At 66.3% G+C, this 23298-nt stretch carries 20 protein-coding genes and 2 pseudogenes; 13 read left to right on the forward strand and 9 right to left on the reverse strand.

The features are described from left to right. Positions 1-75: 75 nt before the first annotated feature. The 7 genes from ON26_RS10075 (at position 76) to ON26_RS10105 (ending at position 7888) form a co-directional block, all read left to right on the forward strand. The gene (locus ON26_RS10075; RefSeq protein WP_040795760.1) at positions 76-1179 is read left to right on the forward strand and encodes an NAD(P)-dependent alcohol dehydrogenase; all 1104 of its coding nucleotides are present in this window, start codon (positions 76-78) and stop codon (positions 1177-1179) included. A 39-nt stretch (positions 1180-1218) separates the two neighbouring features. After that, positions 1219-2664: an aldehyde dehydrogenase gene (locus ON26_RS10080; protein ID WP_040795761.1), complete on the forward strand. Its 1446-nt coding sequence runs from the start codon at positions 1219-1221 to the stop codon at positions 2662-2664. Positions 2665-2774: 110 nt separating this feature from the next. Beyond that, the gene (locus ON26_RS10085) at positions 2775-3929 is read left to right on the forward strand and encodes an acyl-CoA dehydrogenase family protein (RefSeq protein ID WP_040795762.1); all 1155 of its coding nucleotides are present in this window, start codon (positions 2775-2777) and stop codon (positions 3927-3929) included. A 40-nt stretch (positions 3930-3969) separates the two neighbouring features. Then, entirely contained in the window at positions 3970-4737 is a 768-nt protein-coding gene (locus ON26_RS10090; RefSeq protein WP_040795763.1) for an SDR family NAD(P)-dependent oxidoreductase, read from the forward strand. Positions 4738-4909: 172 nt separating this feature from the next. Beyond that, positions 4910-6592 carry an AMP-binding protein gene (locus ON26_RS10095; RefSeq protein ID WP_040795764.1) on the forward strand — a complete coding sequence of 561 codons (1683 nt, stop codon included), beginning with the start codon at positions 4910-4912 and terminating at the stop codon, positions 6590-6592. A gap of 52 nt (positions 6593-6644) precedes the next feature. Then, positions 6645-7622, forward strand: coding sequence for a quinone oxidoreductase family protein (locus ON26_RS10100; protein ID WP_040795765.1), 978 nt, complete (start codon positions 6645-6647; stop codon positions 7620-7622). 38 nt (positions 7623-7660) lie between these two features. Next, positions 7661-7888, forward strand: a complete 228-nt coding sequence (locus ON26_RS10105; RefSeq protein ID WP_040795766.1) for a hypothetical protein — start codon at positions 7661-7663, stop codon at positions 7886-7888. A gap of 78 nt (positions 7889-7966) precedes the next feature. Here the strand turns inward: ON26_RS10105 and ON26_RS33260 are convergent, their stop codons facing one another. The 4 genes and pseudogenes from ON26_RS33260 to ON26_RS31560 form a co-directional block, all read right to left on the reverse strand. Continuing rightward, positions 7967-8101 carry a hypothetical protein gene (locus ON26_RS33260; RefSeq protein ID WP_157171853.1) on the reverse strand — a complete coding sequence of 45 codons (135 nt, stop codon included), beginning with the start codon at positions 8099-8101 and terminating at the stop codon, positions 7967-7969. A 185-nt stretch (positions 8102-8286) separates the two neighbouring features. Then, positions 8287-9201: pseudogene (locus ON26_RS10110) on the reverse strand (AMP-binding protein); the annotation flags it as partial. 178 nt (positions 9202-9379) lie between these two features. Then, on the reverse strand, positions 9380-9640 hold the full coding sequence (locus ON26_RS34480) for an SDR family oxidoreductase (protein WP_306307245.1): 261 nt from the start codon (positions 9638-9640) through the stop codon (positions 9380-9382). 98 nt (positions 9641-9738) lie between these two features. Then, positions 9739-10431 carry a hypothetical protein gene (locus ON26_RS31560; RefSeq protein WP_051026893.1) on the reverse strand — a complete coding sequence of 231 codons (693 nt, stop codon included), beginning with the start codon at positions 10429-10431 and terminating at the stop codon, positions 9739-9741. Positions 10432-10857: 426 nt separating this feature from the next. Here ON26_RS31560 and ON26_RS10120 point away from each other — a divergent pair, with 426 nt between their 5' ends. From ON26_RS10120 to ON26_RS32220, 5 genes and pseudogenes are all read left to right on the forward strand, one after another. Further along, the gene (locus tag ON26_RS10120; protein WP_157171844.1) at positions 10858-11868 is read left to right on the forward strand and encodes a hypothetical protein; all 1011 of its coding nucleotides are present in this window, start codon (positions 10858-10860) and stop codon (positions 11866-11868) included. A 45-nt stretch (positions 11869-11913) separates the two neighbouring features. Continuing rightward, positions 11914-12225 carry a type VII secretion target gene (locus ON26_RS10125; RefSeq protein ID WP_051026894.1) on the forward strand — a complete coding sequence of 104 codons (312 nt, stop codon included), beginning with the start codon at positions 11914-11916 and terminating at the stop codon, positions 12223-12225. A 12-nt stretch (positions 12226-12237) separates the two neighbouring features. Further along, on the forward strand, positions 12238-13017 hold the full coding sequence (locus tag ON26_RS10130) for a hypothetical protein (protein ID WP_040795768.1): 780 nt from the start codon (positions 12238-12240) through the stop codon (positions 13015-13017). Positions 13018-13019: 2 nt separating this feature from the next. Then, positions 13020-13454: a hypothetical protein gene (locus ON26_RS10135; RefSeq protein ID WP_040795769.1), complete on the forward strand. Its 435-nt coding sequence runs from the start codon at positions 13020-13022 to the stop codon at positions 13452-13454. Positions 13455-14221: 767 nt separating this feature from the next. Continuing rightward, positions 14222-14650: pseudogene (locus tag ON26_RS32220) on the forward strand (transposase); the annotation flags it as partial. 53 nt (positions 14651-14703) lie between these two features. Here the strand turns inward: ON26_RS32220 and ON26_RS10140 are convergent. Next, positions 14704-15381, reverse strand: coding sequence for a 3-oxoacid CoA-transferase subunit B (locus ON26_RS10140; RefSeq protein WP_040795770.1), 678 nt, complete (start codon positions 15379-15381; stop codon positions 14704-14706). Then, entirely contained in the window at positions 15378-16145 is a 768-nt protein-coding gene (locus ON26_RS10145) for a CoA transferase subunit A (RefSeq protein WP_040795771.1), read from the reverse strand. The genes ON26_RS10140 and ON26_RS10145 overlap by 4 nt, the downstream gene beginning before the upstream one ends. A gap of 188 nt (positions 16146-16333) precedes the next feature. Between ON26_RS10145 and ON26_RS10150 the strand changes: the two genes are divergently transcribed. Further along, a complete protein-coding gene (locus tag ON26_RS10150; RefSeq protein WP_051026895.1) occupies positions 16334-17128 on the forward strand; it encodes an IclR family transcriptional regulator in 795 nt (264 codons plus the stop codon). A 776-nt stretch (positions 17129-17904) separates the two neighbouring features. Here the strand turns inward: ON26_RS10150 and ON26_RS10160 are convergent. The 3 genes from ON26_RS10160 to ON26_RS10170 all read right to left on the reverse strand — a co-directional run bounded on the left by ON26_RS10160 (position 17905) and on the right by ON26_RS10170 (position 23199). After that, on the reverse strand, positions 17905-19209 hold the full coding sequence (locus ON26_RS10160; protein WP_040795773.1) for a TetR/AcrR family transcriptional regulator: 1305 nt from the start codon (positions 19207-19209) through the stop codon (positions 17905-17907). A gap of 132 nt (positions 19210-19341) precedes the next feature. Further along, positions 19342-21180 carry an AMP-dependent synthetase/ligase gene (locus tag ON26_RS10165; protein ID WP_040795774.1) on the reverse strand — a complete coding sequence of 613 codons (1839 nt, stop codon included), beginning with the start codon at positions 21178-21180 and terminating at the stop codon, positions 19342-19344. Between the two features lie 12 nt (positions 21181-21192). Then, on the reverse strand, positions 21193-23199 hold the full coding sequence (locus tag ON26_RS10170) for a flavin-containing monooxygenase (RefSeq protein WP_040795775.1): 2007 nt from the start codon (positions 23197-23199) through the stop codon (positions 21193-21195). Positions 23200-23298 lie beyond the last annotated feature (99 nt).

Consider the following 23298-nt stretch of genomic DNA (forward strand, 5'->3'; position numbering starts at 1 on the left):
GCATGCTGACCTGCTGTTTTGCCGGGGGGTAGGTCCCTAGCCTCGGGCAACGGAAATCAAGCAAGGGAGAAGGATATGCGAGTTACCGCAGCCGTCGTCAACGAAGTCGGCGGTCCGTTCACGCTCGAGGAGGTCGAGATCGGCCCGCCGGCCGCGCACGAGGTCGTCGTCGAGATGGTCGGGACCGGAATCTGTCATACGGACCTGGCCGTGAAGGAGGGGCACCTGCCTTTTCCGCTTCCCGGCGTGCTCGGGCACGAGGGAAGTGGGATCGTGGCCGCTGTCGGCGCCGAGGTGACCAGCGTGGCGGTCGGTGACAAGGTGGCGATCAGCTTCAACACTTGCGGTGCCTGCCGGCGGTGCACGCTCGGAGAGCCGGCCTACTGTCACAACTTCATGGCGTACAACTTCGGTGGTGTGCGCACCGACGGCACCTCGGCGCTGACCGCGGGTGGCCGGCAGGTGGGGAGCAACTTCTTCGGGCAGTCGTCGCTGGCCACTCACGCCGTCGCCCACGAGCGCAACGTCGTCAAGCTGCCGGAGGACGCGCCTGTCGAGATCGCCGGACCCCTCGGTTGCGGAATCCAGACCGGCGCGGGCGCGGTGTTCAATTCGCTGGATGTGCGGCCCGGGAGCTCGCTGCTGGTGGTCGGCGGCGGTGCCGTCGGACTGGCAGCGGTCATGGCAGCGGTGGTCCGGGAAGCGGCCGAGATCATCGTCGTGGAGCCTCACGGATCCCGGCGCGAACTGGCCCTGGATCTGGGGGCCACCCATGTCATCGATCCGGCGGCGGGCCCACTGGCCGAGCAGGTGCGCGCGATCGCACCGGACGGCGTCGACTACGCGATCGACACAACCGCGCTGCAGCCTGTGCTGGAGCAGATCCTGTTGTCGCTGGGCGTGCGCGGCACGCTGGGGCTGATCGGCGTTCCGGCGAATCCGGAGGCGACGCTGCCCATCGGTCTCATGCAGACACAGCTGTTCGGCCAGACCATCCGCGGCATCGTCGAAGGCGACGCCGACCCCGCGACTTTCATTCCCTATCTGCTCTCGCTGCACCGCGAAGGGCGCTTCCCCTTCGACCGGTTGATCCAGACCATGCCGCTGTCACGGATCAACGAGGCGATCGCAGCCCAGCACGAGGGCGACATCGTCAAGGTCGTCCTCACCGTCGACTGACCACAGCGAATTTCCCGATCGGTTCGAAGGAGAATCGTCATGACCACTGAACACCACCACTTCTACGTCGGCGGCGAGTGGCGCTCGCCGGCGACCTCGGGCACCATCACCGTGATCTCGCCCAGTGACGAGCAGGTGATCGGGTCCGTGCCCGACGGTGCCGCCGCCGATATCGACGCCGCGGTCTCGGCTGCCCGAGCTGCCTTCGACGATCCCGCGGGCTGGGCCGGCTGGGAGCCGGCACGGCGGGCTGCCGCGCTGGAGCGGCTGGCCGACGCGCTCGATGCCAGGACATCCCGGATGACCCAGGCCATCAGCTCGCAGAACGGAATGCCGATCGCGATCGCCGAGCAGCTCGAAGGTGTATTTCCGCAGCTGCTGCTGCGGTACTACGCTGGATTGCTGCGCGGGGACGGATTCGAGGAGACGCGTCCGGGGCTGCTCGGCGGCTCGACGCTGGTGACCCGCGCGCCCATCGGCGTGGTGGCGGCAATCGTGCCGTGGAACTTCCCGCAGGCGCTCGCGGCGTTCAAGTACGCCCCCGGTCTGGCGGCCGGATGCACATTCGTCATCAAGCCGTCGCCGGAGACCGTTCTCGACAGCTACCTCTTCGCCGAAGCCGTCCAGGAGGCAGGCATTCCGGCAGGCGTGATCAACATCGTGCCCGGGGGCCGGGAGCTCGGCGCGTATCTGGTCGCCCACCCCGGCGTCGACAAGGTCGCCTTCACCGGTTCGACCGCGGCGGGGCGCAGTATCGCCGAGGTGTGCGGTCGGCTCCTGCGGCCGGTCACTCTCGAGCTCGGTGGGAAGTCGGCCGCGGTGATCCTCGACGATGCCGATCTGGATCTGTCGAAGGTGGGCGAGCAACTGTTCGCCAGCACCCTGCTGAACAACGGCCAGGTGTGCTATCTGGGCACCCGTGTCCTCGCGCCGCGGTCCAGGTATCAGGAGGTGGTCGATGCCTTCACCGGGCTTGCCGGCTCGCTGAAAGTTGGTGATGCCCTCGACCGTTCGACGCAGGTCGGACCGCTTTCGAGCGCCAGGCAGCGGGACCGGGTGGAGAGCTATATCGCGAAGGGGCGCGGCGACGGCGCCCGCATCACGGTCGGTGGTGGCCGGCCGGCCGATCTGGACGCCGGTTGGTTCGTCGAACCCACGATCTTCGCCGACGTCGACAACAGCTACGCCATCGCGCAGGAGGAGATCTTCGGGCCGGTGTTGTCGCTGATTCCCTACGGCGACGAGGACGAAGCTATTCGGATCGCCAACGACTCCGACTACGGCTTGGGTGGCACGGTGTGGACCAGTGATCACGATCGTGGCGTCCGAGTGGCCCGCCGGATCCACTCCGGGACAGTGGGTATCAACAACTACCTGCCGGATCCGACCGCTCCGTTCGGCGGTGTCAAGGCCAGCGGCCTCGGTCGCGAGCTCGGCCCCGAAGCGCTGGGCGCCTACCAGACGCAGAAGTCGATCTACCTGTAGATCCGGGGCGGACGGAGCGCAATACCTTGCGATCAGTATTGGTCTGACCTAAAGTAATATTAATATGGTCGATCGATGAGCGGCCTGGTACAGAAGTAGGAGCGCGAGCAATGGTGTCCTTCGAGTTCAGTCGAGAGCACGAGGAATTTCGGAAAACGCTGCAGGCCTTCAGTGATCGAGTGCTGTTGCCCGGCTACCGCGATCGAGCTGCCTCGGCGGAGTTCCCCTTCGACGTCTACGAGAAGCTGGGCGATCTCGGAGTCCTCGGAATCGGATTACCCGAGGAATTCGGCGGGACCGGGCAGGAGGATCCGATCCTGCTCGGTCTGGCCACCGAGACGCTCGCCGCCGGCGATGTGAACATGGCCGGAATTCCGGTGCAGATCGGGCTTTCCGGCTCGCAGCTCGCGCTGGCCTCGCAGGAAGTGCGGGAGCGGTACCTTCCGCCGCTGATCGCGGGCAAGGAGACCATTGCCATCGCGCTCACCGAGCCGGGTTCGGGGTCGGACGCCGCCGGATTGCGCACCACGGCCACGCGGGTACCTGGCGGCTGGCGGCTCAACGGCGAGAAGACCGCCATCAGCTGGGCGATGAACGCCACGGTCGCACTCGTCTACGCTCGCGAGGCGGGGACGACCCGGGCCTCCGGGGTGAGCTGCCTGGTCGTGCCGTTGGACTCACCAGGGGTCACTCGCAGCCACATGCCCGGCATGGGCTGTCTGCCCCTGGGGTGGGGCGCGCTGCACTTCGACAACGTCTTCGTGCCGGATTCCCACCTCGTCGGTGAGCAGGGCCGGGGTTTCCGATCGGTGATGAACCACTTCGACTTCAGCCGCGCGGCGCTGGGCCTGCTCTGCATCGGGGCGGCCAAGCAGAGCTTGGAGGAAGCGGCCGTGTACGCGCAGCAGCGGCATGCGTTCGGCAAGCCGATCTCCGAGAACCAGGGTGTGTCCTTCCAGCTCGCCGAGCACGCGACCTATCTCGAAGGCGCACGCTGGACCTGTTACCGGGCGCTCTGGCTGCGGGAGACGAGCCGCCCGCACACCGCGCTGGCGTCGATGAGCAAGTGGTGGGCGCCGGTCGTCGCCAAGAACGCGATCGAAGCGGCGATGCGCATTCACGGCAACCTCGGCTACTCCACCGAATTCCCGCTGCAACAGCGGTTCCGTGATGTCATGGCCTATCTGGTCGCCGACGGGACCGCCGAGATCCAGAAAAAGATCATCGCGCGCGACATCTTCGAGCGGGGCACGGTCTCGCTGTGAACGAAAAGTGCGATCGGACGGAAGGCGAAGGCATCACATCATGAAGGAACTCCGGGACAGCTCCGCGCTCGTGGTCGGTGGCACCGCGGGCATCGGACTCGCTACGGCGCGGCAACTGGCAGCAGCCGGCGTTCCCCGCATCGTCCTGGTCGGGCGCAACGAGGAACGTGGCCGGTATGCCCAGAGCGTGGTCCAGGATCTCGGGGCGAAGGTGGACTACCTCCGGGGCAACGCGATCGACGTGACCTCCGCCCGGGAGATCGCGCAGGAGGCGGAGCGAATTCTCGACGGTATCGACATTCTGGTGTGCTCGACCGCCGCCGAGGTCCAGCCGGAGCTGTTCACCGATATCGACACCGATCAGATCGCCCGGATCTTCACGCACCTGGCGTTGCCTTGTATGCACATGGCCAGCGCGGTGCTGCCGGGGATGCGCAGCCGTCGTCACGGTGTCATCGTCAACGTGGCCTCCGATGCCGCAAAGACGGCCACGCCGGGAGAATCCGTCATCGGCGCGGCGAAAGCGGGAATGGTCATGTTCACGCGGACCATCGCCATCGAGGAGAAGCGTCACGGGATCCGTGCGAATGTGCTCACTCCGTCGCTCGTGCACGAGACTGCGTCGACCGAACGAATCACCAGCGACGGCTTCAGCGCCAAACTGTTCGCCAAGGCCGCCCAGCAGGCCCACCTCGGCGTTCCGGTCGCCGACGACATCGCCGCGGTCGCGGTGTTTCTGTGCGGCCCCTCCGCCGCAAAACTCACCGGGCAAGCGATCAGCGTGAACGGCGGCATCTCCGCCGCATGACCATGTGGCGGTGGCCGCCGGCCGCCGCCACATCCGGACGTCACCGCCATCTCTCGTGCGGCGTTCGTCTCCTCTTCACCGTCCCCGGCTCGCGCGACTGCTCCAGCCGTATCTCCATCCCGCCGGGGCCCGTCGGCACGTTTCTCAACACGTGTGCGGAAAGACAGGAATCATGACCAGCGAGTGCAACATAGGACACTACGCCCGTCGGCAGATCGACCAGTTCTATGCCGAGGGACTGTGGGCGGCCGAGAACTTCACGGACGTGCTGCGCGCTCGTGCCGAGCGTGAGGGAGATCGGACCTTCGTCACGGACGGTACCTTCACGCTGTCGTTCGCCGCAGTGGCGGACCGTTCGGAGCGTCTGGCCGTGGGGCTGCACAGGCACGGTCTACGTCGTGGGGATCGGGTCGCGGTGCAGATGCCCAACTGGGCGGAATTCGTCGTCATCGCTTCGGCGTTGGCCCGGATCGGCGCGGTGATGGTGCCGATCATGCCGATCTACCGCTCGGACGAGGTATCCCATGTGGTGGCCGATGCCGAGATCCGTACGGCGATCGCGCCGGTGAGATTCAAGGGTTTCGACCACATCGCGATGTTCGAGGACATCCGGGGCCGGGGCGGCATGCTCGAATCGATCATCGCGGTCCGTGCGGAGGCGCAGGACCGTGAGGCACTGCTCGCACGTGACATCCGGTTGCTCGACGACCATTTCGTGGACGATCCCGACGTCGATGCCGACGCCGAGATCGGCGCACGCGTCCATCCCGACGATCCGTTCGTGATCGTCTACACGTCGGGCACCACGGCACGGCCCAAGGGATGCGTGCACACGTTCAACACCTACGCCGCGAGTGCCCGGTCCCTGCAGGCCGCGTTCGGGCACAGCAGCTCCGACGTGCAGTTCGGGCCCTCGCCGATCACACATACCACCGGCTTGCTCACCAGTGTTCTGCTCCCACTGTTCAGCGGTGCGGCAACACATCTCATGGCCGAGTGGGATCCGGTTCGCGCGTTGGCCGAGATCCGGGACTTCCGATGCACGGTCTCGGTCACCGCGACCACCTTCCTGCAAACGCTGTTGACGGCCGCCGACGCCAATCCGGATGCGGATCTGTCGTCATTGCGGGTGTGGGTGTGTGCGGGATCCCCGATCCCGGCCGCAGTGGTGGAGAAGGCGACCACGAAGCTGCCCGCTGCCGCTGTCCTGTCGTTGTACGGGCGGAGCGAGAACCTGCTGACCACGACCTGCACGGTGGACGACGATCCGCGTCGGGCAATCACCTCCGACGGTTCCGCACTGCGCGGAATCGAGGTCAGGATCGTCGATGAGGAAGGGCGGGAGGTGCCGAGGGGCGGCCAGGGCGACATCGCCTATCGCGGTCCCTCGCACATGATCGAGTACCTGAACCGCCCGGCGGAGACCGCCGAACTGTTCACCCCCGACGGCTTCTCGCGCTCCGGTGACCTCGGGGTGATGGATGAGGACGGGTTCGTGCGGGTCACCGGCCGGACCAAGGACATCGTGATCCGCGGCGGCATGAACATCAGCGTCCGGGAGGTCGAGGACAAGCTGGCCGCCCACCCTGATCTGATCGCGGTGGCCGTGGTGGGGATGCCGGACGAGCGTCTGGGGGAGAAGGTGTGCTGCTATGTGGTGCCCGCTCCGGGGCATACGGCGCCCACCGTGGAAGGTCTGCGTGCTTACCTGCTGGAACGCGGGGTGGCCGTGCAGAAGACTCCCGAGCGGGTGACCGTTGTCGATCGACTTCCGATGACCGCTACCGGCAAGATCCAGAAGCACGTGCTGCGGGAATGGGCTGCAGCCGGAAACCCGCAGCCGGCCGCGCCGTAGCCCGCCGCGGACGATCAGGAGAAGCGATGCCGGTGTTGGCGGAGGTGGGAACATGAAAGCCGTTGTGATGGACGCTTTCGGAGACGCGGATCAGCTGCGGCCGCGCAGCGTCGCCGATCCGGAATCCCGGCCCGGCTGGGTGGCGGTCGAACTGCGGGCGAGTGCGCTGAACTGGCACGACGTGCTGGTTCGTCAGGGGCGGTACCGATCGCCCCTTCCGCATGTACCCGGCGCGGACGGCGCCGGGGTGCGTGTCGATACCGGGCAGGAGGTGGTGATCCTCCCGTCGCTGTTCTGGGGTGAGCGAACCGACGCGCCGTCGGCGAGTTTCGAGATTCTCGGTGATCACCGGCCCGGTACCTATGCCGAGTACGTCAGCGTTCCCGAGGAATGCCTGGCGCCACGGCCCGAGGGTTTCTCCTGGGCCGAGTCCGCAGCGCTGGGGTTGGTGGGGGTGACCGCCTATCGTGCGCTGGTCACCCGCGCCGCGCTCCGCGCGAACGAGTCACTCCTGATCGTCGGTGCCGGCGGTGGAGTCTCCACCATGGCGTCGGCCTTGGCGTCCGCCCTCGGCGCGCACACGGTCGTCACGGGGTCCACCCCGGAGAAGCTGGACCGCGCGCAGGAGGCGGGTGCTGTGGGCGGCGTGCTGCACACCGACCCCGAGTGGCCGGACCGTGCCCGGGAACTCTCTCCGAACGGCGCCGGTTTCGATGTCGTTCTGGATCCGGTCGGGCTGTGGGACAGGTCGGTGCGTGCGCTGCGTCCCGGGGGCCGTCTGGTGGTGCTCGGCGCGAATGTGGCGGAGTACGCGCGTATGGATGTGCGGTCGTTCTTCTTCGGTCAGTACAGCCTGCTCGGCACGACGATGGGTGGGCCGGAGGATTTCCGGGGGCTGCTCGAACTGGTGGCAGGCGGGGCGGTGGCGCCGCCTGCGATCGCGGCGACCTTCCCGCTGGACGAGGCGGCCGAGGCTCATCGACTGCTGGAGGCGGGCGGGGAGTTCGGGAAGATCGTGCTGTGTCCCTGATCGAAGAACGAAGCGCCACATAGAGAGAAAGACAGACAATGATCACCGAACCCAGAGATCTGCTCGAATACGCCGTCGAGTGGGCGCCTTTCGGCGGCGGGCAGGAGGACATCCTGGTGAGATTCGGGCTGACGATCGACGAGTACCACCGACGGATCTCGGAGATCATCGACAGTCCGGTGGCGGACACACTGGCCGTCCACATCCGGAACACGATCCGCCGGCAATGCTCGACTCGGCGTGACCCCAGGCGATTTCGGGTGTAGCAGCCTCCTGCCCCGAGGGGTGGTCAGGAGGTCGGCCGACGCCGATCGTCGTCAGTCGATGCCGGGCAATCGAGATGGCTACGAACCATCCGACGGATCCAGGTATGGCCTTGCCTGCAGAATGGGCAGGCAAGGTCGCAGCGGCACGCCGTAATCGCGGTTGTTGGCGATGGTGACCGCATCGTCTTCGTTGTCGTAGGGGACCACTGCCAGGACCGGCCCGAAGAATTAGGGCAGCAGGCCGTCGTCCTGTGCGAACTGGCACTCGCGCAAGACAAGGCATTCGACTTCGATATCCACGCCTCCATCTGCGCGGACTACATCGCGGCCTTCGGTACCGAGGAGCTGAAAGGGTGGTGGCTGCCGCGTATTCTGCGACGGCACTGTGGTCCTCGCGACAGCTCCCGCAGCGATCCGGGGCCACCGGACAGGTCCGCGTTGATGAGCATCCGCCATACCGTCGGCGGTGCGCAGAACGTGGTGACCCCGGCTCGCCGGATCTGGTGGAGCAGCGCCGCGGCGTCGAAGCGGGAGTAGTTGTACACGAAGATGGTGGCCTCGGCGATCCACAGTGCGAAGAAGCAGCTCCACGCGTGCTTCGCCCAGCCTGGTGAACTGATGTTGAGGTGCACGTCACCAGGCTCCGCCCCGATCCAGAACGAGGTGGCCAGGTGCCCGAGCGGATAGGACACCTGCGTGTGCTCCACGAGCTTCGGCCGGCTGGTCGTGCCCGAGGTGAAATACAGGAGTTGGGGGTCCTGTGGCGCGGTGCCCGGATGCGCGGCCGGCGGCACCCGCAGCTCGTAGGCATCTCCGAAGTGCACCCATCCAGCAGGCACAGACGCACTGTCTCCGACCGCGAAACAGGTGTATTCGCCGGGGATCTCGTCGAACTTCGCGGCGTCGGCCACGCGGGCGACGACATGCCGCGCGCCGCCCCGGCCGATCCGGTCGGCGAGGTCGGCCGGGCCGAGCGCGGTCGTCGTCGGCATGATGACCGCACCCAGCTTCATGACCGCGAGCATCGTCTCCCACAGCTCGACCTGGTTGTCGAGCATGAGCACCACGCGATCCCCGGCCGCGACGCCGTGCCCGGCCAGGTGGGCGGCGACCTGGTCTGAACGCCGCGCCAACTCGTCGAAGGTGTATTTCGCCTCGGAGCCGTCCTCCTCGACGATCCACAGGCCGACCCGGGAATTGCCGCGGGCGATCGCGTCGAACCAGTCCACGGCCCAGTTGAAACGCTCGCCGAGGTCCGGCCAGGCGAACTCGTCGACAGCTCGGCGGTAGTCACGGCCCAAGCTCTGCAACATGTTTCGGGCGGCACGGTATACCGCGGTCACCTCGCCGACCGCGGGACCACCGGCCGGCTCGGAGTTGTATTCGACACTGGACGCGTCATCGGCGTGGGCTACGCCGGTCATGGCTCACCATCTTTCTGGCTACACACTTGTGGTGTGGGAGTGGGGTATCCGTCGCGCTGGGACCGATTCAGCTCATGCTGCTGCCGCCGTTCACGCTGATCACCTGACCGGTGACGAACCCGGCTTCGGGCCGCAGGAGATAGGCGACGGCGCCGGCGACCTCGTCGGGAAAGGCCGGGCGACCCATTGGGATGAGTCGCACCGCGTCGTCGACGACGGGACGAAGGACATCGGGCAGCCGGTCCTGCTCGATCGCGGATACGGCGCGAGATCCCGTGTCCGACCCACTCCAGGTGCGCCGCGCCGGCCCCGCCCATCGCGCGCCAATCGGTTCGCCAGGCCCCGGCGCCTTGCGAGCGTGGCCGTCAAGTCAAGCGGACTGGTGCGGGTCTCCATTACGTGGTGTCGTCCGCTCGGGATCATGTGCTAGTTCACCGCCGATCGGTCATATAGAACCCGGTGGGGTGTGGATTCGGGTGGCAGCCCGGCGATGGCCCCGTCCTCTGACAGCAGGGCAAGGCTCAATACCCGGGATCGGTTCTTGAGAAACTTCCTCACCCCGAGTTCTCCCCGGTACCCGGATGCGTGCCTGGCGCCGTTCATTTCCGCGAGGAAGACGGAACCTGCCAGCCGGTCACCACCAGCGGCCTGAAGGTTTTCCTCGTTCCGAATGAGTTTGATGGCCAAGTCGACATCGCTCACTCGTTGCCGCGTCGGGTCCAGCATTGAGCCGAAGAGCACCACACGATCGACCATGTACAAGTTCATTGGATCGGATGCGGCTTGTTCCACTCGCTGGAGGAATGCCGCCAGAGCCTTTTCTGCCGTGGCACGGTGGACAGGTTTCGCCGCGCTGGCGTTCGCCAGCGCATGGCCTTTGCTCGTTGGCTGGTAGAGCGGCAGGATGATCTGTTCGTATTGGTCGGTTTCTGGGTTGAAGACGGAGACGTTAGCGGTCCCCTTCTCCTCCAGGTAGCCCTGTGCGATCAGAATGTCGAAGACTGCTGTCGGGTTCTCGAGATCCTTGGCCAGCGATTGTTCGTACCAGTGCCTGTCGACGGTGAGCATGTTGCCCATCACGCGCAGACAGTCGCGCACCTGTAGGTAGGTGTACCGCACTACCTCATGATGGTGGCAATCGTGTCGCCCAGCCCCGTTCCGGCTCGTTCGGAGGGCATAGCCTGACCTGATCGTGCGGCAGTCCCTTTCGATACGCCGCTGTCCGGGATTGTTGGGTCGCTCTCCCGCGCCCGGTGGCTGCACGGTAGCCCACGGCGCCTATGCATTGCTTCGTGATCCCGACGGTCACCGGCTCGAACCCCTGACTCCGCCGTACCAATGCCTCGCGCCAGAGGATTGCCGCCGATGGGTGTGCCTGGCCTCTGCGATCGCCGAGTCGGCAAGTGGCTAGGGCTGATTGACAAAAGTTGGTCCGCGGGTAAGGGTGGGTGGCATCCACTGGAGGGGTGGTCAGGTGGGCGGGGGCAATGCGTGGTCGGCTTCGTTGTTCTTGTCCGTGTTGGCTGGCAACAGCGAGGTGTTCGGATGACTGGCGGGTTCTTCAACCACTACGACGATCCCGACGAGTTCTGGGACGATGAGCCGCTGCGCCCGCCGACACGCCCGGTGCCACGGGTACCGGATGCTCGCCCGGCGGACCCGGCGCCGAGCTACCGTGCACCCGCGCCGACTGAAACCGTTCGACAGTCGACCGCGTCCTATCCATCGAGTACACCTCCGCCGGTTGCCGCGCAGCCGCCGGAGCGGGCCTTGGCCACAGCGTCGTCGAGGACGGAAGCGGTCGGCGATATCGACAACTCCGGACTCGGCCAGTTGCACAATTTGATCGAGGAGTTCTCCCGGCTGCATGCCTACACGGCCGAGATATCGAACATCATGCAGGAAGCTTTTGCCGCCGGGCCATCGGAGGCGCGTGGCCGCGACGAAACCGGAACAGTCGATGTCTCGCTGACCAGAAGTGGTGAGTTGACAGGAATCACCGTGGCAGAGAACTGGCGAGCCCATCTGCACACGGCCCAGTTGGGGGCTGCGGTGGTGGATGCCGTGCGGAATGCCGACCAGAGGATTCTGGAATTCACGAGTATCACGGCAGACCGGATCGGCGCGATAGACAAGCTCGAGGCGCTCGACATCACTGCCGTCACTCCGACCCGGCTGTCGGCGGTTGAATCCCATGGTGTTGCACCGTCCCTGGGGCTCGAGCAGATCCTGGAACTGGCGCACGAGGCGATGGATCGAGGTGAGGACGCCGACGCCGAGCGGTTCACCGGATCGGTCGGCGTGGAAGACGAACTCCAGGTGTCGGTGATACTGGGTCGGCGAGAGGTCCGGGAGTGCGTCATCTCGATCCCGTGGGCGTCGGATGTCCGGGGCGGTGCGATCGCGGCGGCAGTCGAGGAAGCATACGACCAGGCGTATCAACGCAGGCTGGCCTCGGCGGGGAGCGGAATCGAGACCGCGTTGAGTGGTCTCGCGGCATCCGCCATCCAAGCTCTCACCGATATGCAGGTGCAACCGCCGGCGCACGGGAACTGACCGCTGCGAGGCGGAACAACTCGTCGAAGCAGGAAGGGAAGTCAGATGGGCGCTGATCCCGAGAAGCTGGAAGTCGCCACCGGTGCGCTGCGCGCCGACGCGGGGGTGTGGGACGGCAAAGCCACAGAGATGTCACAGATCAAGACGACGATCGAAACGCTGACCTTCACGCATCTGGAAGCCGGTCTCTTCTTCACCATCACCTCGGCCAACGACAAACTGGTCGAGGACCTGTCCGGCCGGGCCGGGGAAGCGACCCAGCGCTTCACCGAGGTGGCGAATGTGCTGCGATTCTGCGCCGACACCTATGAGGCGGAGGACGCGGCAGGAAAGCATCGAATCGACAACATATGGTGATGGGAAGCAGTCATGAGCTTTGACATGGCGCAGTACAACTCCGTCGTCGACGGCCTCGACAAGTTCTTCGTGAAGATCGACAATGGCATCTCTTTTCAAGTGCCGAACGCGCGAGACAGCGCGCTCGACCTACCGTATGTGCGGCTCATTCCGGCAGTGCAGAGAATGGTCGAAGTCGCTTCCGGCAAGATCATCGAGATCTGCCAATGGATATGGGAGAAGATCAAGGAGATCTACCATGGCATTCGCGCTCCCTACGAGATGCATCTGCGGAGCAAGGACTGGGCGGACGTCAGGGACAATGTCAACGGCGTGAAACAGGCGCTGGATCCCAGCAACGTGGAAGCCCTGCGCCGATGGGAGGGCGCGGCTCGCACTTCCTACATGCAGACCTGCATGAGCCAGAGTGGTGCGGCGGGCACGTTCTCGGATATCGCCGAGAAGGCACGCAGCGCGATGGTGGACGCGGCGGTGGGAGGCGTCGCGTTCTATGCCGCGATTCTGGCGGCCTGTGCCAGTTTCCTGGTCGGTCTGGCCCGTGCCATCGGTGAGTTGCTCAGCGGTATCGGAGCGGGGGTCAGTATCGCCGACATCACCGCGACATCGGGAATGACGTTGACGACCGCCACTGGCGCATGCGTGGCCCTGGTGACGTTTCTCGGCGCGCAGGCCAAAGCCATCGGTGACATCGACAGATCCTTCCCCGACGGCAGATGGCCGGACTCCCAGGCAACGAGCTTCAACGACGCATCGGTCGAAGGCGACGACAAGTCCAGCTGGAAGATCGCCTAGACATGGCCGATGTGGACCCGGCACGAGTGCGCGCGTGGGAACAACGCGTCCGGGTATTCGGATTCTGTCTGTACGCGGTGATTCCAACCGTGATCGGGTGCGGTCTCCTGTCCACTCAGGTGGCGGAGTGGGCCGGTCTCGGTGTCGTCCAGCGCGCAGCAATCGGCTATGCGCTGGTCGCGCAGGTGGTGGCGATCGCGGTGAGCTGGCGTACCCCGCCCGTCGGCGCGTCACTGGTCGTCGTTCGCACGCTCTTCTTCTCGGCCTATGCGGCGTTGGCGGCAAGTGCGGCTCTGCTGGCCGGAGAAGACGACTGGGAGTTGCTGACCGTACCGATCTTCGCGTGCATGATCATCATGCTGCATGCCGTCTACGAGCGTTGCACGCAGCGTTTCGAAGCATTCGGCACCGGCACCCGATCGGACGGTGACGGCTGAGCGCGGTGCTCCGCGAGGGATCGGCAGTGGACCGCGGTGCTGTGGCCGAGAGAGGAGTGGTCGAGTCGGAACGTCACCGCCACGGTTCGCGACGGCGGGTTGCCTGTGCTTTGGGTGGGTGTGGCATGTCGGCTCCATTGCGTTAGCTGTGAAATCGCCTGGCCGTGATGACGCCTGGCGTGTCGCCGGAGCGACACGCGGAAGTGATCGCCGTGAAGTCCGCCTCGGCTTCGGAGAGCCAAGAGAATTGCGTCGTGAATTGTCTCTGTCGCCATCGTGGACGCCTCTGGCGGATCACCGGCGAAGGGGCGACGGCCGTCTCACCAGAATCTCACATTATCGACGGGAATCGGCGGGTCTTTCCAGGATCTGACGGGAAGTGTATGTACCACGAAAGCTGTTGTCTTCGAGTAAGTTTGGGTTCTGCTGAGACCGGTTGATGTAGCTGGAACGCGTGTCAAGTGGTCGCAGGTTCAAATCCTGTCAGCCCGACAGACGAGAAAGCCCCTCCGTACAGCAACGGAGGGGCTTTCTTCATTCTCCGACGACTCGGAGTTGGGGACCATTTGGGGACCGTAGGTGCTTCGTGAGCCGGTTTCCGTCCTCGATCAGCGTCTTCATATCGGGATGTAGGTAGCGCTGGGTGATTCGCAGATGCGGCAGTAACACCGCCAACCGCCCAGACAAGCCGACCCCCACCCCACCCATGATCGCCATAGCACACCGAAACATGCTGAGCCGCAAGGCAACACGTTACTTCGTTACAGCTTCGTCTGCTGCGCAAAACCTTCCGGTATGCGAGCCGCCAGCACTGGGACCGGATGAGCAAGGACCTGAAACCGGTCTACACCGCACCGACCGAAGCCGCGGCCAAAGAGCGGCTCGCCGAGTTCGCAGCTGCCTGGGGTCCGCAGTATCCAGCGATCGTGCGGCTGCGGGAGAACGCGTGGCCCGAGTTCGTGCCTTTCCTCGACTACGACGTCGAGATTCGCCGGGTGATCTGCTCGACCAACGCCATCGAGTCGCGGGGTGCCCGCTACCGGCGTGCTGTCCGGGCCCGCGGACACTTCCCCACAGAGCAGGCCGCGTTGAAATGCTTGTACCTGGTGACCCGTTCGCTGGACCCGACAGGCAAGGGTCGGGCACGATGGGCAATCAGGTGGAAGCCGGCGTTGAACGCGTTCGCGATCGCGTTCTGCCCAGGCGATCACGGCGTGGGTGAACACAGGTCACGCCGAGGGGTTGCGTGTCAGTGGGCGATCAGTTCATCGACGATGGTCAACGGTGCACCGGTCGCGGCGGCGACGTCGGTCACGGTGATCCCGGGTGCTGTTTCGACGAGCAGCAGCGTGCCGTCGCCGACGACATCGATGACCGCGAGGTCGGTGATGATCCGATGCACTACCGCCTGGCCGGTGAGCGGCAGGGTGCATTCCTCCACGATCTTGGGATTGCCCGCACGGTCGGTGTGTTCCATGAGGACGAGGACCCGCTCCGCGCCGTGCACGAGGTCCATGGCCCCGCCCATGCCCTTGACCATCTTGCCCGGCACCATCCAGTTGGCGAGGTCGCCGGTGCGGGAGACCTGCATTCCACCGAGGACCGCGGTCCCGATGTGCCCGCCGCGGATCATGCCGAAGGACAGTGCGGAATCGAAGAATGCCGCGCCCGGCTCGACGGTGACGGTCTCCTTGCCGGCGTTGATCAGGTTCGCGTCGACCGCGTCCTCGGTCGGGTATGGACCGGTGCCCAGAATTCCGTTCTCCGAGTGCAGGATCACCCGCGTCGCGGGATCCAGATAGCTGGGTACCAGGGTGGGCAGACCGATTCCGAGGTTGACGTACTCGCCGTCTCGTAGTTCCGCAGCCGCCCGGCGAGCCATGTCGTGGCGACTCCACCCGCGCGTCGCGGTTGTGGCCTGGGTCATGATCGGACTCCTGTGGTCTCGCGCACGGTGCGCTTTTCGATGCGCGGGGTTTGTGGACCGGTTTCGACGATCCGTTGGACGAAGATGCCCGGCAGATGTATTTGCGCGGGATCGATCCGGCCGGCGGGAACCAGTCGTTCCACCTGCGCGATCGTGATGTGTCCTGCCATCGCGGCGAGCGGGTTGAAGTTCATGGCGGTCTTGTCGAAGACGAGATTGCCGTCGGTGTCACCGATTGTGGCGTGGACCAGTGCGAAATCCGCGGTGATGCCGTGCTCGAGGACATATCGCTTGTCTCCGAATCGGCGGATCTCCTTGGCGGGGGACGCCACCGCGACGGAGCCATCGGTGTTGTATCGCCAGGGCATGCCGCCGTCGGCGACCGGGGTGCCGACTCCGGCGGGGGTGAAGAAGGCAGGCACACCGGTTCCTCCGGCGCGTAAGCGCTCGGCGAGAGTGCCCTGAGGGGTGAGTTCGACCTCGAGTTCGCCGGCCAGGTACTGCCGGGCGAATTCCTTGTTCTCGCCGACGTAGGAGGCTGTGACCCTGCGGATCCGGCCCAGCTCGAGCAGGATTCCCAAACCGTGGCCGTCGACCCCGCAGTTGTTGGAGTAGACCTCGAGGTTGTTCGCTCCCGTCTCGGCCAGGGCGGCGATGAGCGCGTCGGGAATTCCGCACAATCCGAACCCGCCGACCGCGATGGTGGCGCCCTCGCCGATATCGGCAACTGCCTCTGAGGCACTCTCGACAACTCTGGTGGCCACTTCCCTGTCCTTCCTCTCTCGCGCAAGGTGCGGGGTGCTCGTTCTGTGAACATCGCGCCTTCCTATGGACAGCAAAGCGAAAGTGGTCGCCAACTGGCAACATGCCGTACCGAATCGGGGTCGAATGCTCGTATGTCGATCACGGAAGGAGAATACTGTTCACTGAATGAACGACATAGGATGCCGATATGGACGACAAGCCGAACGTGATCGGACGAGTTGCGGCGTTGCTACGGGCGACAGGCGATCACGAGCCGTCCGGGGCCTCGACCTCCGAACTGGCGCGATACACCGGATTGGCTCGGCCCACCGCGCATCGCATGCTGACCGCGTTGTCGGCGGAGGGATTCGTCGACCGTGACAACACGACCGGCAGGTGGACCCTGGGCCCGGAGATCTTCCTGCTCGGTTCGGTGGCCGCTGACCGCTACGACATCACCGGCAGTGCCAGGGACATCCTCGAGGCACTCAGCCGCGACACGGGAGAGAGTGCGTTCTTGTCGGCCCGGCGGGGCGATGAAACCGTGTGCGTCGCCGCGGAGGAAGGTAGCTTTCCCCTGCGCTCGCATGTTCTGCACCCGGGGATCCGGTTCCCACTCGGCGTCGCGTCCGCCGGGCTGGTCATCCTGTCGCACCTCACCGATCGGGAGATCGACGAATACCTCGGCCGCGTCGACCTCACCGACCGGTTCGGACCCGAGCACGCCGCGGCGCGGCTGCGTGAACGCATCGAATCCACCCGCGCGGAGGGCTATTGCGTGAATCCCGGGCTCCTGGTATACGGAAGCTGGGGGATGGGTGCCGCGGTATTCGACCACCGTGGCGCCCCGGCCTGGGCGCTCACTCTCACCGGTGTGGAAACGCGATTCACCCCCGACCGTAGGCCCGAGCTCGGCAGAATTCTGCTGCGTGCGGCGCACGTGCTCACCAGGCGACTGCAACGCTCGAGCACGGCGGGCCCCGCCGTCGGCCGACGCTGCTGATCAGGCCCCGCGGGGGACCGGTCCGCCGCGGGGCCTGCTGCGGGCGGCGGATGCCACGGCGTCCGACTTGGCGCCACGCCTACCCACGAACTGGTCCGGATTCGCTACGAGGCGAGTGTGGAATCCTTCGATGCCTATCGCGCGATGTTCTCCGACCCGCGCCACCGCGGCAACGAACTAGGGATCACCGAGGAGCAGGCACGATCGATCCACACCCCCGCCCTCCTGGTGCACGGCAGGACGGCGCGGGTATCCGCAGGAGTTCCGGCGCAAGGTCGGTTCGCTGAATCACAGAATGCGGCGAATCGACCTGACCGACGGCCGTCGCCGCATGAGATTCGCCGTCGTGGCGGTGGACCGGACGCTTCGCGGCGCCGTGTATCGCGTGCGAGGGAAGGCGCGCCGCATCGGTCCCGGCCGTCACTGCAGCGCCGCCGCGGGAACAGCGCGTTCCATGGTCGATCGCGGCGGTGGTAACAGCGCGAAGGCGGTGCGCAGCGCGGTTCGATAGCCATGATCGGCCTCGCCGGAATTCCCGGTGCGAGTTCTACCGGAACGAGCGCACCGTGCCGTGTTTACAGCTCCGGGCACGGCCGGCGGGCAGTCTCCGTGAGTTCGACCGAGAAGATGCCGATACGCCGATCATTCGGTATGCGGCGATCTGGACGTTGGTTGAGCGCGGCGTTCTCGCCGGCCTGAAGGTGGTGGGGTGATCCGACATGGGCGATGGTGCATGCAGGCTTGTCCGCTCGGTGCCGCGCGACGCCTGCATGCCATCAGACTCCGTATACCGCGGTGACCAGCAGATCACCGAGGAAAACTGCGACATCGTCGATGTCCTGCAGGTGCGCTTCTCCTGCCAGGGAGCCCGCGATACTGCGTTCGATGGTCCACATCAGCACCGCGGCGAACTCCGCCGCCGGAGGGCCTTCGACGGCGAGTCCTGCCGCGCGATCGCTGTCGATGATGCGCTCGAGGGTGGCCGTCATCTTCGCGACGGTGTCCAGGTAGCGCCGGCGCAGTTCCGGTCGGCGCGGCCATTCGTGAATGGCGTTGCGCAGGACGCCGAGATCAGCTGGGTCGAGGTCGAGCCAGGTGTGAATGATCCCTCGAATGCTGTCGGCGTCGGTGCGGTCGGCGTCGGCGAGGTCGACGAAGCCCTGCACGATCCGATCGGCAACGAATTGGAACAGTTCGATGAACGCGTCGTCCTTGTTGCCGAAATAGAAATAGAAGGTCGCGCGCGAGAGCTTCGACCGGTCGAGAATCTTGGCGACGCTCAACTGGTCGAGAGTCATCTCGCCCAGCAACTCGCTGGTGGCTCGGAGAATGGCTGCTTTGGTGTTGGCGTCACCACCGGGCGCTGCCGGCGCGGGCCGCTCCGGCACGGAGACGGCGGCAATCGGGCTCGGGGAGCTCTTCTTGCGTTTGCGGGCCCGCTTGGTCGGGCGGTTGGGGCCGAAGATTCCGGCGAGGGTGAGTTCGGTGATCGCGGCGACCGCGGCGGCCGGATTCGGTATCCGGGGATCCAGGCCGCGTTGCCCTACATAGAAGCTCCGCTCGTAGCCGCAGACCAGGACTGTGGCCACCGTCTCCGCGGGTGCTCCGGCGGGAGCGCGGCCGGCTGCCCGTTCATGCTCGACCTGCTCGGCGATCGCGGATACGAAACGCTGCAGCATGACATTCCAGGCCGCTCCGAGTGCGGGGTGGCTGTGCATGTTCTCGACCACCGCGCAGATCAGTGGACCGTGCGCCGACCACATCCCGATGGTGCGCTGCAGGTTCTCGTCGAGCGCCCGCTGCCGGGAACGGCCCAGCTCGGAGTTCCAGGGACCTTCGGCGGTATAGGTGTCGGCGAGCAGGCGCGACACCATCGCCACCACGACGTCGAATTTCGACGCGAAGTAGTGATAGAAGTTCGCCCGGGAGAGTTTGGCTTGCTGGATGATCTGAGCCACGGTCAGATCGTGCAGCGATGTGTCGTGCAGCAATTCTTCGGTGGCCGCGAACACCGCGAGTTCCGCGGCGGCCCCGCCGTCATGGGCTCGGGGGCGTTGGCGTGCTAACGATTCGCTGTCCACCCCATTTACCTTAAATGATGTCTGGACATGATGACCGGTCGGCATGTATGTCCTGCTCTGCGAGCCGTGGTGGGTACCCGGGCGGGTGAGTCGGCAAGCGGTTCCTCACCCGCCCGGAGTCCGGGGATGCCGTCACGCCGGGCGCGTGGCGGTTCGGTAGATGTCCTCGATCACCTCGGCGTACTTGCTCGCGACTCCGCGGCGCCGCAACTTCATCGTCGGGGTGAGCTCCTCCGAGTCGGGGAGCCACTCGGTGTCGAGCAAGCGATATGCCTTGATCTGTTCGACACGGGACAACCGGGCGTTCGCCTGCTCCACCGCCTCGTCGATGGCGGCGCGCAGCCGCGAGTCCGCCACCACTGCGCCCAGCGAGGAATCCGCGATGCCGTGCTCCTCGGCGAAGATCCGCGCGGAGTCGGCGTCGAGCACGATGAGCGCGACATTGAACGGTCTGCGATCGCCGATGACGCACACCTGGCCGATCAGGGGCGAGGCGCTCTTGAGCGCGCTCTCGATGTTGACCGGCGACATGTTCTTGCCGGCCGCGTTGATGATCAATTCCTTCTTCCTGTCGACGATGCGGACCCAGCCGTCCTCGTCGATGACCGCGATATCCCCGGTGTGCAGCCAACCCTGTGGGTCGATCGCCTCGGCGGTGCGCACCGGGTCCTTGCGGTATCCGCGCATCACATGCGGCCCGCGCAGCAGGAGTTCACCGTCCGCCGCGAGCACGGCCTCGGTGCCGGGCTGGGCCAGGCCGACCTTGCCGATCCGGATGTCGGTGGTCAGGTTCGTGAAGCCGAGCGCCCCGGTCTCGGACATGCCGAAGCCTTCTTGCAAGGGCAATCCGACGGCGAGGAAGAACTCGTGAACCGCGGGCGCGATGGGTGCGGCGCCGGTCATCAGCAGGGCGACCCGGTCGAACCCGAGTTGGGCCCGGAGCGGTCGGAAGATCCGCTCCTCGGCGGCGGCGACCCGCGTGGCGAGTTCGGCTGGGATTTCGGCGCGTTCCTGCGCGAGCCGCACGGCGGCGACAGCCGCGTCCACGGCTCCCGTGGTCGCTGTCCGCTGTTCCTCGGGAAGGGCGGTGAAGCGGGTCATCAGCGCCCCGCGCAGTTTCTCCCAGATGCGCGGCACACCGAGGAACCAGGACGGCCGGGCCTCGGCGACCGCGGCGAACACTGTCGCGCCATCGCGGACGGTGGTGATCGGCCAGCCGGTGACCGTCGCCAGGTAGTGCGAGAAGACCCGGTCCGCGGCGTGCGCGGTCGGCAGGTAGGAGATCGCTGCCCCGTCGGCGCCGAAGGGGAAGCGGATGTTGCACGAGTGCATGACGAACATCAGGTTCGCGTGGGTGAGCTCGACGCCCTTCGGTGCGCCTGTGGTGCCCGAGGTGTAGATCAGCGTGCCGATATCGCTGGGCTGCACCGCTTGCCATGTCCGGGCGAAATCGAAACCGGTGAGCCGGCGCCGCCGTAGTTCGGTCAGGGAGAGCACCTCGGCGTCGTTCACGGTTCCCGACCGCTCGGCGTCGCTGACCACCACGTGCTTCAGCAGCGGAGCGCTGGTGCGCGCGATGACATCGAGGAAGCGCTCCTCGGCGACCAGGACGCTGTTGCCCGCATTGTCGAAAAGGTAGGCGATCTGCTCGGGCGACGAGGTGAGGTAGATGGAGAAGGGGGTGGCGCCCAGATGCAGCGCCGCCATGTCGACGATGTGGAATTCGGGGCTGTTCGACAGCATGATCGCCACCGTGTCGCCGCGCCCGATGCCGAGCGCGGCGAGGCCGGTGGCGACTTCCTCGACGGCGGTCGCGTAGTCGAGCCAGCTCAGCGTCCGGTTCTCGCCGTGCGCGACGAGTGCGGCGCGGTCGCCGCGCACGGCCACGGTGGCCTGGAACGCCTGTGGCAGGGTGGCGGCGGAAATACCGGGCGCCGCGCCCGGAGTGGCGGTCTCTACCAGTTCGGACATGACTTCCTCACATCATCGGGTGGGAGTTGCCGCGACGGCGGCGTCGCGGTGGGTGATCTCGAAGTCCGCAAGCCGCGGCTCGTGGACCCGCTTCCAGTAGTCGACGTAGCGCCACGGGCTGTTGGTGACGATGCGGCCGCGGCTGTTGCGGTAGTACGTGGTGGTTCCGCCGAAGTCCCAGACCGTCTGTGCCAGCGCCTCGTCCAGCTCGCGGTTGTAGGCGTCGTGGACCTCCTGACGCACTTCCATCGCCGCCCACCCGTTGTCGATCAACGCGGCGATCGCGGCGCTGACGTACTGCACCTGCATTTCGGTACCGGCGATGACGGTGCCGCCGTGGCCGGTGTTGGTGTTCGGACCGTACAAACAGAAGAAGTTGGGGAAGCCCGGCACCGTGATGCCCAGGTGCGCCCTGCCGTCGCCCTCCCCCCACACCTCGCGGAGGACCCGTCCGTCCCTGCCCTCGACTCGGTACGAGGCCAGGACGTTCACGGCGTCGAAACCTGTTGCGAGAACGATGATATCGACGTTGTGGTCATGCCCGTCCGCGGTGCGGATGCCGTCGGCGGTGATGGTGTCGATGGGCTCGGTCACCAGCTCCACGTCGTCCCGGCGGAGCGTGCGGAACCAGCCGCAATCGATGAGCATCCGCTTGCCGTAGGGCGGGTAGTCCGGCACGCTCTTCGCGATCAGATCGGGCCTTCCGTCGAGTTCGCGCTCGATGTAGGCGGTCAGCGCGGCGCGGAGCCGGTCGTTGCTCTTGTTGACCGCCCGGCCGAGGTCGGGGTACTCCGGGTCCACCTGCAGCAGGCCCCACACCTTGTCGCCCATCCGCCAGAACAGCCGGGCCCGGTACCAGGCGAGGTAGAACGGCACGTGCTCGCAGAGGAACCGGAAGGAGGCCGGCACCTCGCGGTCCTTGTTCGGATGCGGCGTGGCCCACTGCGCGGTGCGCTGGAAGACGGTGACCTGCGCCGCGACCCCGGCCGCGGCAGGCACGACTTGCATGGCGCTGGCGCCGGTGCCGATCACCGCGACGCGCTTGCCGGTGAGTTCGATTGTGGGATCCCACCGCGCGGTGTGCACCGCGGGCCCGCGGAAATCGGCGAGGCCGGGAAGATCGGGCACGCTCGGCTGGTTCAGGAGGCCGACCGCGCTGACGACCACGTCGGCGGTGAGCGTCTCGGCGGCGCCCGATCCGTCCGCGGGCCGGACCGTGACATTCCATCGCGCGGCGGCCTCGTCGTACACGGCGGCGTCGACCCGGGTGCCGAACCGGATGTGCTCCCGGACGCCGTGACGATCGGCGAGGTCCCGCCAGTAGCGCGCCAGCTCCTCCTGGGGCGCGAAATAGGTGGACCAGTCGGGGTTCGGGTCGAACGACAGCGCGTAGAGGTGGCTCGGGGTGTCGACGCCGCAGCCGGGGTAGACGTTCTCGTGCCAGGTGCCGCCCACCTCGTCGTTCTTGTCCACCACGACGTAGTCGACGCCGGCCTGACCCAGGCGCACCGCCATGGCGAGCCCGGACACGCCCGCACCGATGATCAGCACGCGGAAGCCGGGCTCGACCGGCATCCGGGGTGCGCTGTGTCGGGGGAAGATGCCCATCTCCTCGCCGAGCAGCGTGCCGTACTCGGCGGGGATCGAGTCGGCGAGCATCACCGACAGCACCCGGCTCAGCCGCTCGGGAGCGGGCGGGAGGTCCGGGAACGAGCCGGTGCCGTCCCGCCAGGCGCGCAGGATGGCGGCGGCCTCGGAGCGGATGCGCTGCCGCAGCTCGTCTGTGAAGCCGCCGGTGTCGTGATCCCCGAGATCGCGCGGAGCCGTCGGCAGGTAGGGAGCTTCGATCCAGCGGTCCTCGCCGGTCAGCAGGGCGAGCGTGCCCAGCAACACCGGCAGGTTGGCGTCGGCGAGTGCGTCGGCGAGCTCGTCATCGGTGAAATCGGCTGTCGGCCGGAAACTGCCGGCCGGTGATGCTCCCCAGTCGGAAGGGAAGGAAGGAGGAAGCGACTGCGACATGGCGAGACCATACAAGTTGTTCAGACGTGGTGTCAATCACTGTCCGCCGCCTATCGGAGCGCCGCGACGAGGTCGATCGCAACTTGCATACACAATGTA

Source organism: Nocardia higoensis NBRC 100133, from assembly GCF_000308595.1.
In the GTDB taxonomy this organism is placed as follows: Bacteria; Actinomycetota; Actinomycetes; order Mycobacteriales; family Mycobacteriaceae; genus Nocardia; species Nocardia higoensis.

What these genes read in the sequence shown, in the direction of transcription:
- ON26_RS10125 (WP_051026894.1), top strand. Translation starts at nt 11,914, where the DNA reads ATGGGCGCTGATCCCGAGAAGCTGGAAGTCGCCACCGGTGCGCTGCGC.
- ON26_RS10100 (WP_040795765.1), top strand. Translation starts at nt 6,645, where the DNA reads ATGAAAGCCGTTGTGATGGACGCTTTCGGAGACGCGGATCAGCTGCGG.
- ON26_RS10090 (WP_040795763.1), top strand. Translation starts at nt 3,970, where the DNA reads ATGAAGGAACTCCGGGACAGCTCCGCGCTCGTGGTCGGTGGCACCGCG.
- ON26_RS10165 (WP_040795774.1), bottom strand. Translation starts at nt 21,180, where the DNA reads ATGTCCGAACTGGTAGAGACCGCCACTCCGGGCGCGGCGCCCGGTATT.
- ON26_RS10140 (WP_040795770.1), bottom strand. Translation starts at nt 15,381, where the DNA reads ATGACCCAGGCCACAACCGCGACGCGCGGGTGGAGTCGCCACGACATG.
- ON26_RS10085 (WP_040795762.1), top strand. Translation starts at nt 2,775, where the DNA reads ATGGTGTCCTTCGAGTTCAGTCGAGAGCACGAGGAATTTCGGAAAACG.
- ON26_RS10130 (WP_040795768.1), top strand. Translation starts at nt 12,238, where the DNA reads ATGAGCTTTGACATGGCGCAGTACAACTCCGTCGTCGACGGCCTCGAC.
- ON26_RS10170 (WP_040795775.1), bottom strand. Translation starts at nt 23,199, where the DNA reads ATGTCGCAGTCGCTTCCTCCTTCCTTCCCTTCCGACTGGGGAGCATCA.
- ON26_RS10150 (WP_051026895.1), top strand. Translation starts at nt 16,334, where the DNA reads ATGGACGACAAGCCGAACGTGATCGGACGAGTTGCGGCGTTGCTACGG.
- ON26_RS10095 (WP_040795764.1), top strand. Translation starts at nt 4,910, where the DNA reads ATGACCAGCGAGTGCAACATAGGACACTACGCCCGTCGGCAGATCGAC.
- ON26_RS10120 (WP_157171844.1), top strand. Translation starts at nt 10,858, where the DNA reads ATGACTGGCGGGTTCTTCAACCACTACGACGATCCCGACGAGTTCTGG.
- ON26_RS10135 (WP_040795769.1), top strand. Translation starts at nt 13,020, where the DNA reads ATGGCCGATGTGGACCCGGCACGAGTGCGCGCGTGGGAACAACGCGTC.
- ON26_RS10105 (WP_040795766.1), top strand. Translation starts at nt 7,661, where the DNA reads ATGATCACCGAACCCAGAGATCTGCTCGAATACGCCGTCGAGTGGGCG.
- ON26_RS10075 (WP_040795760.1), top strand. Translation starts at nt 76, where the DNA reads ATGCGAGTTACCGCAGCCGTCGTCAACGAAGTCGGCGGTCCGTTCACG.
- ON26_RS10080 (WP_040795761.1), top strand. Translation starts at nt 1,219, where the DNA reads ATGACCACTGAACACCACCACTTCTACGTCGGCGGCGAGTGGCGCTCG.